Consider the following 12705-nt stretch of genomic DNA (forward strand, 5'->3'; position numbering starts at 1 on the left):
TCATTCCTCCTTGTTGGCAGATGCTTGCAGACCATCCAGGTAGGATTCCAGACGGTCCAATCGACCTTCCCAAAGTGCCTTTTGTTCCACGATCCAGTCCTGAGCGGTTGAAAGAGCCTGCGGCTCCATTTCGCACGTACGGACCCTGCCCTGTTTTTGGGTGCTCACCAGTCCTGAGCCTTCCAGCACCTTGAGATGCTGCATGAAGGACGGCAGAGCCATTTCAAATGGCTGTGCCAACTCGCTGACGCTCGCAGGACCTGTGGTCAGGCGGGCCAATACAGCACGACGCGTGGAATCAGACAGTGCGTGAAACACACCGTCCAGCGACAGATCGGAAGTATTTTGTTGGTTAGTCATTTGCCTAAGTTATGTTGGGCGCATGACCTGCGCAAGAATAATAAGCAAATCACCTAACTTTTTTTCTTGTTGACCCACTCTTGTCATCGCCCATATGCATCCACTGGATGTTTTTAATGGAGATGCACGATGAACATGTTTCAAGTCATAAAGGAACAATTCAATGTTCCGTTCGCGACACACACAGGCGTTGAGATAACGGACGTGGCCGATGGGCAAGGCACCGCCCGGATGCCGCAGACAGAAACCAGCATCAACCACATTGGCAGTCAGCACGCCGGCGCGCTGTTTACGCTTGGAGAAGCAGCTTCGGGTGCCGCCATGGCCGGTGCTTTTGCACCAGTAATCCTCGAGGTGCGCCCCATCGCGGGTAAGGCAGAGATTTCCTACACCAAAGTTGCCAAGGGAATGATCACGGCCCATTCTAGGACCCTGCTGCCGGGTACTGAGCTTCTCGAGAAACTAAATGCCGACGGCAAAGTGGCTTTTGATGTCGCTGTAGATCTCACAAATGCAGACGGTGACCAGGTGGCACAGATGACGGTCGCGTGGCACGTCAAAAAGACCTAAACATGCAGGCATGGCCCCTACTTCCAAACGCGCCGGTTCTGCCTCCGGGACAGCAGCTGCAACCACAGCCGCGAAACGCAAAACCTATCGCCATGGCAATGTGGCGGCAGAGGCGCTTGCGGCTGCGGTAAAGCGGGTGGAGGCAGGCGGTTCTGCCAAGCTGAGCCTTCGACAGGTTGCCGGAGATCTGGGTATTGCCCACCGGTCTCTCTACAATCACTTTCAGGATCGTGACGCGTTGCTCGTTGCCGTCGGTGCGTATGGGTTCGGCGCACTCGCTGACGCGGTTGCAAGCGCGAAATCAGCCAAGGACTATGTCAAAGCGTATGCTGACTTCGCGGTTACGCGGCGACACCTCTATGAAGTGATGATGGCGCAGCGGAATGCATCGATGTTTGCGGACAAGGCTCTGGGCACACAAGTGCAGCGGCTTATCGGTCTCTCACTGGCAATGTTTGGCGATGAGCACGCCTCAAGCGACGACAATCGCCGCGCCGTGATGCGCATCTGGATGCTGCTGCATGGCGGGGTTTCCCTACATCTCAATGGCGCGCTTGAACCGCGAAGCGATGAAGCTTTTGTTGCTGAACTGCTGAAGATTGCAGGCCTCTAGCGCACAATCCGTCACGGCAAGCTTATCTAAAACGTCATACAGAGAAGTCGTGCCGCTTTGGCTCTGACCGTTTCACCCGCATTGGCACCAGCGCGGCACAAAACATCGCTGGATGATCCGGTTGTTGCCACGCCCAAGCAGAAGGACACACTCCAATGGCCCGTATTCTCCTATTTATTCTTGCCGGATACGCCATCATCATCTCTGGCTATATCTGGTTCCTGCCGCAGATGTTTTATGACAACACACCCGGCGTTGCGATGATGGGGCCATTCTCTTTGCATTTCATGCGCGATGTGTCTCTTGCCTATCTGGCAGGGGGGCTGATCCTCTTCTGGGGTGCCCTGCGTCATGACCAGAGACTGGCATTGGCCGGCGGTTTGTGGTTTGCGTTTCACGCGCTCTATCACTTCGGCATCTTCATCAACCGTGGCTTCCCGTTTGACATCATCACGGCATCAGACTTTGCTGGCGTCATCGTTCCCGCCACTTTGGCGATTTGGGCTGCCCGACGGCTCACTCCTGCAACAAGCTAAACAGAGATAGTCCGCATGCCGCATATTGGTTCCAGTGTGACCCTTGATGATCCAGCATATATCCACGACACCGTCACCCTCTACGGCAAAGTCCAGATAGGTCCCGGCGCGAGCATCTGGCCGCAGGTTGTGATGCGGGCGGAAATGTTTGAAATTCGGATCGGCGCACGCACAAATATCCAGGACTTCGTCATGGTGCATGTGGGCAATGGGACGCCGACCATTGTGGGTGAGGACTGCTCCATTACCCATCATGCGACGCTGCATGGTTGTGAGATCGGCGACAGATGTCTTATCGGCATCAATGCCACGATCATGGACGGAGCAAAAATCGGCGCAAACTCCATCGTCGCCGGGCACACCATTGTGCGAGAGGGTCAGGAATTTCCCGACAACTCAATCATTGCCGGTGTCCCGGCAAAGCAGGTCGGTACGCGAGACAATGGCGAGGCCAACCTATTCAATGCACGTTTCTATCACCAGAATGCTCTGAATTACGCCAAAGGCATCGACCGCATGAGCGACGATGATTTGAAACTCGTCGCAAGCACTGCCCCTATCGGCTCTGCTGTGGCGGCAGACTGATGCTCAGGATCTACGTCGCTCAGATTTCGACCTATGGCCGCATTGTCTCAACCGTAGCCGAGGCAGCCGGTATCAAACACGAGACTGTTCCTACTGACTCGAAAGCACCGGAGCACCGCGCGCGTCATCCGTTCATGAAAACACCCGCCGTGGAGATCACCGACAACGGCCAGACCATCGCCATGTATGAAAGCGCTGCGATCTGTCCTTACATTGACGATGTCTACAACAATGGCGACCTGCAACCATCAGACCCGCTGGAGAGGGCGCGTATGCGCCAGTGGATGGCGGTGACGGACCACTATGTCTTTCCTCTAACAGAAGAGCGTCTGGTGCTGCCGCGGATCGTTGTGCCAATGATGGGACGTGAGCCGCGAGAAGATCTCATCCGCGAAGCCCTTCCGGCCATTCAATACTACATTCAGGTCGTGGAAGACCGGCTACAGGAAACGCCATTCCTTGCCGGAGTCACCTTCTCGCTCGCAGACATTTTTATGTATTGCACCATGGTTGCCGTCTCCCTCACGCCAGAAGGCAAGGCCATGCTGGGGCAAATGCCGGGGGTTCAGCAGTGGATGCAGGCATGCAGCACCCAACCGTGCCTGGAAGCGACGCGCTGGCCGATGGAGTCCGAGATGTAAGGCTAGATTCCTTGACCTCTGCTCGCCCCCAACAGCGTTAACCAAAAGTAAATCTGATACGAGACGCCACCGTTCTGCTGCGTTCCAATGGGTACAGAGAGGGTCCCGCCGTGACTGGGACGGGGCCGGGGGGCTGTCCGGAATGAATTTGATGACTTTGCTGCGCGTGTCTGCAGCTGCGGCGAGTGCCCTAGCTGGTGTTTTGGTGTTCGTGCCCGCTCCCCCTGCATACGCAAATACCACCTTCGCAAACTGCGCAGCACTCGATGGGCACGTCTTTTCCCGCGCACATAACTCGGCGGTCATTTCTGAAAGCAACACCATCACGACGTTGAACGATGGCGACGCGATCTCCATCGTCATCCGCTACAGTTCCGGCGCTGTTGGAACCGTTTCGGGAGCCATTGCGTTTGATGGAACAACCATTTTCGCCGAAACACTGACATTTGGCGGCGGAGGTCTGGCCTTTGGGAACTACACCCGGAATGTGGCCTATGATCCGCCCACTGACGGCACCAATGTGCCACTGGTGTTCACCACACTGCCCTTCAGTTCTCCGGAAGGTAGTGTGCGCTTCACCGTGTCCTGTGTACCGGGCGCGGCGTCTACCGCACCAGCAGCTGCAGCGGCAACCAAGACCTTTGCGATTGAGCGTGCGCGACGTCTTCTGGAGGATCGTCCAGACAGACCCCGCTACATCCGCAAGCGCCTCAAAGCCCTTTGGGGAGACGATGCTGACGCGACTGATACCGCAGACGTGCTGACACGCGCGGCCAATCAACACAGCCGTGCGCCTGCCGTCCCGCCGCGCATCAGTCCCTCTCATTCTTTCCAGGTGGCCTCCTCCAGTGACAGGCATCCAATTGGGGGAATGGCCGCGCGCGACGCGACGCTCAGGGCTTCATCATATGGGTCAGGTGATGTGACGGATGGATGCGGTGCAGATGATTCAGGAGCGTCGCGCCTCAGCTGCATCGATGTTTGGACGGAAGGGCACTACACCCGTTTCACGGACAGCGGCGACAGGGATGGACACTTCGCCATTATCTATGCCGGGGCAGACATTCACCTCACGCCATGGGTCATTGCTGGCTTGATGGGTCAGGTCGACTGGATGGATGACGACATCGGAAGCGCAAACACTCGCGTTGAGGGTATTGGCTGGATGGTCGGGCCCTACGCATCCATGCGCCTGACGCCACAGCTGTTCTTTGATGTCCGCGCTGCTTGGGGGCTATCGGATACAGACGTCAATGCTGCCAGTATCACTGGCAACGTTTCCACCGAGCGGTGGCTGGTCACCGGTCAGCTGTCCGGCAATTTCCATGCGGGTCCCTACCGCATCACGCCGGAAGTCTCGATTGAGTATATCCAGGAGGAACTCGATTCCTACACTGTCTCTTCCGGAGCGCAGATTGCCAGCCAAACGGTCAGCATCGGCCGTCTGAGGGCTGGTCCAGAGGTTGCCCGCATATTCGACATAGGCAGCGGCGCAACGCTGGAGCCACGTGTTGCTGTTGCGGCGGTCTGGGATTTCAACCCGGCAGATACTGTGACCCTTGGCAATGTGCGCTATGGCGAAGACGATTTTCGGGCGGTCGTCGAAGCGGGGACAATTCTCCAGACTGAAAGCGGCATCAACTTCGCCATTTCAGGCAAATATGAAGGCTTAGGCATATCTGGTTTCGATGCCTATGGCGGCTATCTGTGGATCAACGTGCCCATCTAGCTGACTTGCGAGGTTGAGGCATATCGGCCTTGTTCTCCAGACCTTGACGCCCACGCGCAGCCGCGCTTCAACCTGCGTATGAGCAACATTTCGTCTTCGTTAGATCAAACCGGTGCACTTGTCCTTTTTTCTGGCGGGCAGGATTCAACCACCACGCTGGCCTGGGCGCTTGATCGCTATGCCCGCGTTGAGACCATCGGCTTCGACTATGGCCAGCGCCATGCCATTGAACTTGAGCAGCGTCTGGTGGTTCTCAACAAGATGCGCGCGGCCTACCCGGACTGGGCCAAAAAGCTCGGCGATGACCATATGCTGGACCTTACTGATCTGGGCCGCATCTCTGAGACCTCGCTCACCCGCGACGCCGAAATCGCGTTCACGGATGAAGGACTACCGTCAACCTTTGTACCCGGCCGCAATCTCCTGTTCTTCACCTATGCCGCTGCCATCGCTTTCAGACGTGGGCTGACAGTCCTGGTGGGTGGGATGTGTGAAACGGATTACTCCGGCTATCCGGACTGTCGCGATACGACGCTCAAGTCACTTCAAGCGTCGCTCAATCTGGGCATGGACCGTGCCTTCGTGATTGAGACGCCGCTCATGTGGATTGACAAGGCACAGACCTGGGCTATGGCGCATGCGCTTGGTGGCGATGTTCTGACGCAGATTATCCGCGACGATACCCACACCTGCTATCTTGGCGACCGTGATACTTCCCACCCTTGGGGCAAAGGCTGTGGCACCTGCCCGGCTTGTGAGCTACGCGCATCAGGCTGGGACAGCTGGAAGGCAAATGTCGAGTGACCTACTCCGTCAAAGAGATGTTTGCGACCCTGCAGGGTGAAGGGGGACAGGCTGGCCGGGCAGCGGTGTTCCTGCGCTTTGCCGGCTGCAATTTGTGGACGGGTCGAGAAGAAGACCGCGCGGCTGCCGTATGCACCTTCTGCGACACGGAGTTTGTGGGTACGGACGGTGACGGGGGCGGCAAGTTTGCAACGCCTGAGCAACTTACTCAGGCGGTCGCCGACAAATGGCAGGGCGGCCTTGCCGGACGTTTGGTCGTATGCACGGGTGGTGAGCCATTGTTGCAGCTCGATGGTGCTCTGATTGACGAACTACACAATGCCGGATTTGAAATCGCCGTTGAAACGAACGGCACACTGAAAGCACCTCGAGGCAAAACAGGTGGCATTGACTGGATTTGCGTCAGCCCGAAGGCTAACGCGCCTCTTGTTCTTACGTCCGGCCAAGAGCTGAAACTGGTCTACCCTCAATCTGAGCCGGAAGCTCAGCCAGAATGCTTCGAAACTCTTGATTTTCAGCATTTTTACCTGCAACCGATGGACAGCCCTGCCCGCGATAAAAACACGCAACTGGCGGTTTCCTATTGCCTTTCACACCCCAAATGGCGTTTGTCCCTGCAGTCACATAAATATATCGGCATTCCGTAAGGCCTGATTTCTCCGCCATGCGCATTACAAAACAATTCACCTTCGACGCGGCACACTTTTTACCGCACGCTGAAGACGGCCATCCCAACCGACGGCTACATGGTCACTCGTTCCGCGTGATTGTTGCCCTGGACGGCATGCCCGCCGAAGATACCGGCCTGATCCGGGATTTTGGTGAAGTTGAAAACATCCTGAGCCAAGCACAAGAAGAGCTGGATCATCGCTTCCTCAATGAGATCGAGGGGCTTGAGGCACCAACACTGGAGAACATCACACTGTGGCTCTGGACCCGATTGGCAGCACCGCTACCTGAGCTTGCGCGCATCGAGATACATCGCGACAGTTGTGGTGAAGCCTGTATCTATGAAGGCTCACGACACGGGAAACAAAAATCATGAGCGATGTACCCGGTGCCACACAGCTCGGCCAACAGACCGCCCTTCCTGCATCCCCGGAGGCTGCGGAACTTGAACGCGTGGCCAACCCCCATCCCGGAACTGATTATGTGGCCCGGTTCACCGCACCTGAGTTCACTTCTCTTTGCCCCGTTACCGGCCAACCGGACTTTGCCCACATCGTCATCGACTACGTGCCCGACGAATGGCTGGTCGAGAGCAAGTCGCTGAAACTGTATCTAGGCAGCTTTAGAAATCATGGTGCATTTCATGAGGACTGCACCATTGCCATTGCCAAGCGTCTGGCGGACTTGCTTGAGCCGAAATGGCTGCGCATTGGTGGATACTGGTATCCGCGCGGTGGCATCCCAATTGACGTTTTCTGGCAAACAGGCGATGTGCCACAAGGCGTCTGGCTACCGGATCAAGGTGTGCCTGCTTATCGTGGTCGCGGTTAGCGCTGACGCGCCAATCGTTTGGCCTTGAGCTTTTCCCCGATCGTCAGGCCACTGTATGTCCCTTGAGGCATGGGGGCTGACCCAAGGGCATATGTACGTTGGCGCAGCTCTTCAGCAAATTCCTGACGATCAGTTAGATGTGCGAGTTCGGCATATCGGATCGGCCGACCGATACGAACGGGCACACGGCTGCCAATGCTCTCCCGAACTTCGCGAAATAGGAGAGACAGTCGCAGTGTGCGGCTGAAGTGGCTGGCAACTTGAAATAGTCTGCCATTCTGACCTTCAAAAAAGACTGGCACGACAGTGGCCTTCGACCTCTGCACGAGTTGAGCTGTAAAGGGCTGCCAAACAGGATCAACCGCACGGCCGAACGGTCGTGGTGACGTTGAGACGGTGCCGCCGGGAAACACGATAATCGTGCCTCCAGCTCTCAACAGATCACGTGATATTTTCCGGGTACGGATGTTTGTCGCAAGAGCTTCCGGCGTCTCATCAAAATCAACCGGCAGTAGATAGCCTTCAATTTCCGGCGCTTGATTCAAAACTGCGTTGGTCAAAATCTTGAATTCACCACGCACCATCGACGCAAGGTGGCTGACTACAAGCCCATCAATAACGCCGAAGGGATGATTGGCAACGATGACCAGAGGGCCCTGCTTGGGCACCTCGTGCAGCCGGGCCATATCGAAATCCACCCGTAGTTTCAGATAGCGAATAGCCGCCGCAAAAAAGGTCTCGCCCTCAACCGGGTTTGCGCGATTATCGAGATACATGCGTTTGAGGCGAGGTTGACCGGTAAGGCGTTCGATCAACCTGATGATGATCTGCTTAAGGCGCGGATCGTCTGGAGAGGCATAGGAAAAAGTTGGTTCCGGCATTGGTTGCCGCGCATCAAGCTCTTGACCAAATTGCGGGTTCACATTCATGAAGCCGACACCCCTAACCTGCACGAGCGATTGCCCGCCTAAGCTGCTCCCTTTGAACGCAGGATTAGTGATTTGCGGCGTCAGGGCAATACCCACTTTGCGCCGCGAAATCGGTGTTATCTATGCTGCCATTTTGGTGTCGGTGGCTGGCATCCGCTCACGCCGTCTATCCGGGCATCTTGGCCCTCTTCCGCCGTCAGCATTTCATTCATGCCGGCCAATGAGCGAAGCGCAGATGTCCTAGTCAGTGTGTGCCCTAAAACTCGAGCCGCGACAAAGGCTTCGCGCCTTTGGCAATGTGGCCTTGGCAGACAAGGTTGACGAAGACGTCATTTCGGCAAAATCAGGCAGCCTTGGCCAGCGCGTCAAAGCCCTGCAACCGTTCAAGCAGTGCGGGCATGTCTTTCAGGTGCACCATGTTGGGGCCGTCAGAGGGCGCGGAATCAGGATCTTGATGTGTTTCCATAAAGACGCCTGCCACGCCAACTGCCACAGCAGCACGTGCCAGCACAGGCACGAATTCGCGCTGGCCACCTGACGTTGTGCCCTGCCCACCGGGCTGTTGCACTGAGTGCGTCGCATCAAAAATCACTGGTGCGCGGGTTTTTGCAAGTTCGGGCAATGAGCGCATATCAGACACCAAGGTGTTGTAACCAAAGCTGGCCCCGCGTTCGGTTACCATTACATTCGGATTTCCTGCACCTCGTACTTTTTCAATGACGTTCTTCATGTCCCAGGGTGCAAGAAACTGCCCTTTCTTGACGTTCACGACCGCGCCTGTTTCAGCAGCAGCAATCAACATGTCGGTCTGGCGGCAGAGGAAAGCCGGGATCTGCAATACATCCACTACTTCAGCCACAGGCGCGCATTGCTCAGCTGTATGCACATCGGTCAGCACTGGAATGCCTAGCGTTTCCTTTACCTCGGCAAAGATCGGCAAAGCCAGTTCAAGGCCCAAGCCACGAGGACTGTTGGCTGAGGTACGGTTGGCCTTATCGAAGGAAGACTTGTAGACCAGCCCCATTCCAAGCTTTGACGTAATTTCTTTCAGCGCAGTCGCCATTTCAAGCGCGTGGTCACGGCTCTCCATGGCGCAGGGCCCTGCGATGATCGACAAGGGCTTGTCGTTGCCGAATACAACCTGCTTGCTTTCACCTGCCGCAATTTCGACCACGTCCATATGGAAATCTCACCTGTAAAATTGGAACTGCAGCCTACTGCTGCGTCTGGTGGCGCATATTGCACATTTCCCGGCTCAGGCGCCAACCGACACGCAAAAATCGTATTGATGCTGTGGGTTTAGACCAGTCGGCTTTGGGCCAAAGCGGCAGCAACAAAGCTGGCGAACAACGGGTGCGGATCAAATGGCTTGGACTTCAGTTCCGGGTGGTACTGGACGCCGATGAACCAGGGGTGCGCCGGAATTTCTATCGTCTCAGGCAGCAGCCCATCTGGTGATGCTCCTGAAAATGTCATTCCTGCCGCTTCCAACGGCTCGCGATAGGTCATGTTGACCTCGTAGCGATGCCTATGGCGCTCGGCAATATCGGTGGACCCGTAAATTTCTGCGATGCGCGTACCATCCTTCAGCTTGGCCTCGTAGGCGCCAAGCCGCATGGTTCCGCCAAGATTTCCGTTGTCGGCCCGCTGCTGAAGTTCGCCATCCTTAAGCCACTCGGTCATGAGGCCAACGACAGGCTCATTGCACGGACCAAATTCAGAAGAAGATGCAGCAGACATGTTAGCCATGTTGCGCGCCGCTTCTACCACCGCCATCTGCATTCCAAAGCAAATGCCGAAGTATGGCACTTCGCGCTCGCGCGCGAATTTGGCAGCTGCAATCTTGCCTTCTGCGCCCCGCTCACCAAACGCACCGGGAACGAGAATCGCGTTGACGCCATCCAGGTACGGCGCAGGGTCCTCTTTTTCAAATATTTCCGAGTCGATCCACTCGACGTTGACACGCACCTTGTTGGCAATGCCGCCATGGGTGAGCGCCTCAGTCAGTGACTTATAGGCGTCCTTGAGACCGGTGTACTTGCCGACGACTGCAATCTTCACCTCGCCATCCGGCTGACGGACCCGGTGGGTGATTTCATTCCATGTATCCAAGCCGGGTTCGGCTGCATCAGTAATACCGAAGTGAGCGAGCACTTCAGTATCCAGACCCTCAGCATGATACGCCGCCGGCACATCATAGATTGTGTCGACATCACGCGCTTCGATGACGCTTGAAGGTCTTACGTTGCAGAACAGACCCAACTTCCGGCGCTGGTCGGTCGGGATTGGTCGGTCAGCCCGGCACAGGAGAATATCTGGCTGAATGCCAATTGCCCGCAGTTCACGAACCGAGTGCTGCGTTGGCTTGGTCTTCATTTCTCCGGCGGATGCAATCCACGGCATCAAGGTGAGATGAATGAAAACAGCGTCATTGATCGGCAGGTCGTTGCCCAACTGACGAATGGCCTCAAAGAACGGCAGGCCTTCGATGTCGCCCACGGTGCCGCCGATCTCACACAGCACGAAGTCTACGTCGTCATTGCCATGCAGCACGAATGCCTTGATGGCGTCAGTCACATGCGGGATCACCTGGACGGTACCCCCCAGATAGTCGCCACGGCGCTCTTTCTGGAGGATCGTCTGATAAATCTTGCCGGCGGTCACATTGTCAAAGCGTGAGGCGTGCACGCCTGTGAACCGCTCATAGTGACCCAGGTCCAGGTCTGTCTCCGCACCATCATCGGTAACGAACACTTCGCCGTGTTGAATGGGGCTCATGGTGCCAGGGTCAACATTCAGATACGGGTCGAGCTTGCGAAGGCGCACGGAATAACCGCGCGCCTGGAGCAATGCGCCCAACGCCGCTGATGCAAGACCCTTTCCGAGGGAGGACACCACGCCGCCGGTAATGAAAATGTACCGCGCCATGGGCGTTGAACTTATCCCGAGTCGCTGAGTGCACGAAGCACTCAATGGGTGATCAGACAGGTTTATTGGCCCCGCAGGCGCAAATGCCGCGGGCTAGTGCCAAAAATGAAGCGTTATTCAGGCCGTGGAACTGCTGGCTCTTCATCGGCGGGCCCAGCCGTCGGTGGTGCAACACCCAGATCCGGCTCAGCAACACCATCGGCCTCGGTGTTCAGCGGAGCAACTGGTGTTATGCGATCGACAATCGAGCCCGCATTGCGGTCATTCGTGTGAATCACGGTCAGCCCGATTGAAGACAGGAAGAAGATGACAGCGAGAATGCCTGTGGCCCGCGTCAGCAGGTTGGCTGCGGTTCGGCTGGAAAACATCCCTCCACCGGCACCACCGCCGCCGCCACCAATACCCAATGCGCCGCCTTCAGAACGCTGAAGCAACACCACGCCCACCAGAGCAACGGCAACCAGGGTGTGTATGACAAGCAGGATATTTTCCATAGCGGCAGGCAATTCTCATAAATGTCAGAGGATTAGGGCACTCAAAGCACCCACGCGGCGGGTTTTACGCCAAGGCAGCGCGGAACGCCAGTGCCGCGTTTACCCACTTGTGAGCGGCTCACTTAGCGATAGGCGTCAATAATTCCATCAAAGTCCGCTGCCTTGAGGCTGGCACCCCCTACAAGGGCCCCATCCACATCAGGAACACCCATGAGTTCTGCCGCATTTGCGGGCTTTACGGAGCCGCCGTAGAGCAAACGGAAGCCATTTCCAACCTCATCTCCAAAACGGGCGACCAATGTCTCACGCATGGTGGCGTGAACCTTTGCCACATCATCCGCAGTTGGCGTACGGCCGGTGCCAATAGCCCACACGGGCTCGTAAGCAACAACGGTGTTTGAAGAATCTGCTGTATCTGGCAGGGAACCAGCTAACTGCCCATTCACCACGTCCAGTGTGGCACCCCGGTCCCTCTCGGGCTCCGTTTCGCCAACGCAGATGATAGCGGTAAGGCCAGCTTCATACGCGGCCAGCGCTTTCGCGTTCACGGCCTCATCAGTCTCATGGTGATCCTGACGCCGTTCCGAGTGGCCGACAATCACAGCAGTAGCACCGGCATCTGCCAGCATCGATGCTGCCACATCGCCGGTATGGGCCCCTGGGGCGAGGGCCGAGCAGTCCTGACCAGCGATCTCAACCGGGGAATCTGCGCATGTGGAAGAAAAATCCGCCACCAGCGTGAAGGGTGGCGCAATCATCACTTCGCACCCGTTGGCGGGCCGCGCTGCCAAGGCGGCAATGAGGGCTTCTAGTTCCGCCTTTGACCCTCGCAGGCCATTCATCTTCCAGTTTCCGGCAACAATAGGACGACGATTGGTCATGTGGCTGTTTTCCAGTTCTGCGGACAAATCTTGGTGGAGCGGATAGCAAACCCGTTTCGTGAGCACCAGCACAAAAACGATACATGGTGTGTGGTCAGCCTCCCCTTCCGGTCGTCATTTCCGATATGCGCGCCT

At 56.7% G+C, this 12705-nt stretch carries 16 protein-coding genes; 10 read left to right on the forward strand and 6 right to left on the reverse strand.

Annotation, left to right across the window (positions count from 1 at the left end; all coding sequences use genetic code 11):
* Window positions 1-360 carry an ArsR/SmtB family transcription factor gene (locus ABXH05_RS12905; protein ID WP_353561363.1) on the reverse strand — a complete coding sequence of 120 codons (360 nt, stop codon included), beginning with the start codon at window positions 358-360 and terminating at the stop codon, window positions 1-3.
* A gap of 129 nt (window positions 361-489) precedes the next feature.
* On the opposite strand from ABXH05_RS12905, the gene ABXH05_RS12910 reads away from it, so the two are divergent.
* The 10 genes from ABXH05_RS12910 to queF all read left to right on the forward strand — a co-directional run bounded on the left by ABXH05_RS12910 (window position 490) and on the right by queF (window position 7338).
* Window positions 490-930 carry a DUF4442 domain-containing protein gene (locus ABXH05_RS12910; RefSeq protein WP_353561364.1) on the forward strand — a complete coding sequence of 147 codons (441 nt, stop codon included), beginning with the start codon at window positions 490-492 and terminating at the stop codon, window positions 928-930.
* Window positions 931-940: 10 nt separating this feature from the next.
* Window positions 941-1543, forward strand: coding sequence for a TetR/AcrR family transcriptional regulator (locus ABXH05_RS12915; RefSeq protein WP_353561365.1), 603 nt, complete (start codon window positions 941-943; stop codon window positions 1541-1543).
* Between the two features lie 155 nt (window positions 1544-1698).
* A complete protein-coding gene (locus ABXH05_RS12920; RefSeq protein ID WP_353561366.1) occupies window positions 1699-2079 on the forward strand; it encodes a hypothetical protein in 381 nt (126 codons plus the stop codon).
* 15 nt (window positions 2080-2094) lie between these two features.
* The gene (locus ABXH05_RS12925; RefSeq protein ID WP_353561367.1) at window positions 2095-2664 is read left to right on the forward strand and encodes a gamma carbonic anhydrase family protein; all 570 of its coding nucleotides are present in this window, start codon (window positions 2095-2097) and stop codon (window positions 2662-2664) included.
* Window positions 2664-3305 carry a glutathione S-transferase family protein gene (locus ABXH05_RS12930; protein ID WP_353561368.1) on the forward strand — a complete coding sequence of 214 codons (642 nt, stop codon included), beginning with the start codon at window positions 2664-2666 and terminating at the stop codon, window positions 3303-3305. Before ABXH05_RS12925 ends, ABXH05_RS12930 begins: the two co-directional genes overlap by 1 nt.
* Window positions 3306-3447: 142 nt before the next feature.
* Window positions 3448-5034: an autotransporter outer membrane beta-barrel domain-containing protein gene (locus ABXH05_RS12935; protein WP_353561369.1), complete on the forward strand. Its 1587-nt coding sequence runs from the start codon at window positions 3448-3450 to the stop codon at window positions 5032-5034.
* A 78-nt stretch (window positions 5035-5112) separates the two neighbouring features.
* Entirely contained in the window at window positions 5113-5838 is a 726-nt protein-coding gene (gene queC / locus ABXH05_RS12940) for a 7-cyano-7-deazaguanine synthase QueC (RefSeq protein ID WP_353561370.1), read from the forward strand.
* Window positions 5835-6485: a 7-carboxy-7-deazaguanine synthase gene (queE, locus tag ABXH05_RS12945; protein WP_353561371.1), complete on the forward strand. Its 651-nt coding sequence runs from the start codon at window positions 5835-5837 to the stop codon at window positions 6483-6485. The genes queC and queE overlap by 4 nt, the downstream gene beginning before the upstream one ends.
* A 17-nt stretch (window positions 6486-6502) precedes the next feature.
* The gene (locus tag ABXH05_RS12950; RefSeq protein WP_353561372.1) at window positions 6503-6883 is read left to right on the forward strand and encodes a 6-pyruvoyl trahydropterin synthase family protein; all 381 of its coding nucleotides are present in this window, start codon (window positions 6503-6505) and stop codon (window positions 6881-6883) included.
* Complete coding sequence (queF, locus tag ABXH05_RS12955) at window positions 6880-7338, forward strand: preQ(1) synthase (RefSeq protein WP_353561373.1); 459 nt, start codon at window positions 6880-6882, stop codon at window positions 7336-7338. Before ABXH05_RS12950 ends, queF begins: the two co-directional genes overlap by 4 nt.
* On the opposite strand, the gene ABXH05_RS12960 is transcribed toward queF, so the two are convergent.
* The 5 genes from ABXH05_RS12960 to tpiA all read right to left on the reverse strand — a co-directional run bounded on the left by ABXH05_RS12960 (window position 7335) and on the right by tpiA (window position 12570).
* A complete protein-coding gene (locus ABXH05_RS12960) occupies window positions 7335-8291 on the reverse strand; it encodes a lysophospholipid acyltransferase family protein (protein ID WP_353561374.1) in 957 nt (318 codons plus the stop codon). The genes queF and ABXH05_RS12960 overlap by 4 nt on opposite strands.
* 319 nt (window positions 8292-8610) lie before the next feature.
* Window positions 8611-9447 (reverse strand): 3-deoxy-8-phosphooctulonate synthase, encoded by an 837-nt coding sequence (gene kdsA, locus ABXH05_RS12965; protein ID WP_353561375.1) that lies wholly within the window; start codon window positions 9445-9447, stop codon window positions 8611-8613.
* A 119-nt stretch (window positions 9448-9566) separates the two neighbouring features.
* Window positions 9567-11195 carry a CTP synthase gene (gene pyrG, locus ABXH05_RS12970; protein ID WP_348140138.1) on the reverse strand — a complete coding sequence of 543 codons (1629 nt, stop codon included), beginning with the start codon at window positions 11193-11195 and terminating at the stop codon, window positions 9567-9569.
* A 113-nt stretch (window positions 11196-11308) separates the two neighbouring features.
* A complete protein-coding gene (gene secG / locus ABXH05_RS12975; protein WP_353561376.1) occupies window positions 11309-11689 on the reverse strand; it encodes a preprotein translocase subunit SecG in 381 nt (126 codons plus the stop codon).
* A 122-nt stretch (window positions 11690-11811) separates the two neighbouring features.
* A complete protein-coding gene (gene tpiA, locus ABXH05_RS12980; RefSeq protein WP_353561377.1) occupies window positions 11812-12570 on the reverse strand; it encodes a triose-phosphate isomerase in 759 nt (252 codons plus the stop codon).
* Between the last annotated feature and the right edge of the window lie 135 nt (window positions 12571-12705).

Origin of the sequence: Pyruvatibacter sp. HU-CL02332, assembly GCF_040362765.1 — a bacterium.
Taxonomy (GTDB): domain Bacteria; phylum Pseudomonadota; class Alphaproteobacteria; order CGMCC-115125; family CGMCC-115125; genus Pyruvatibacter.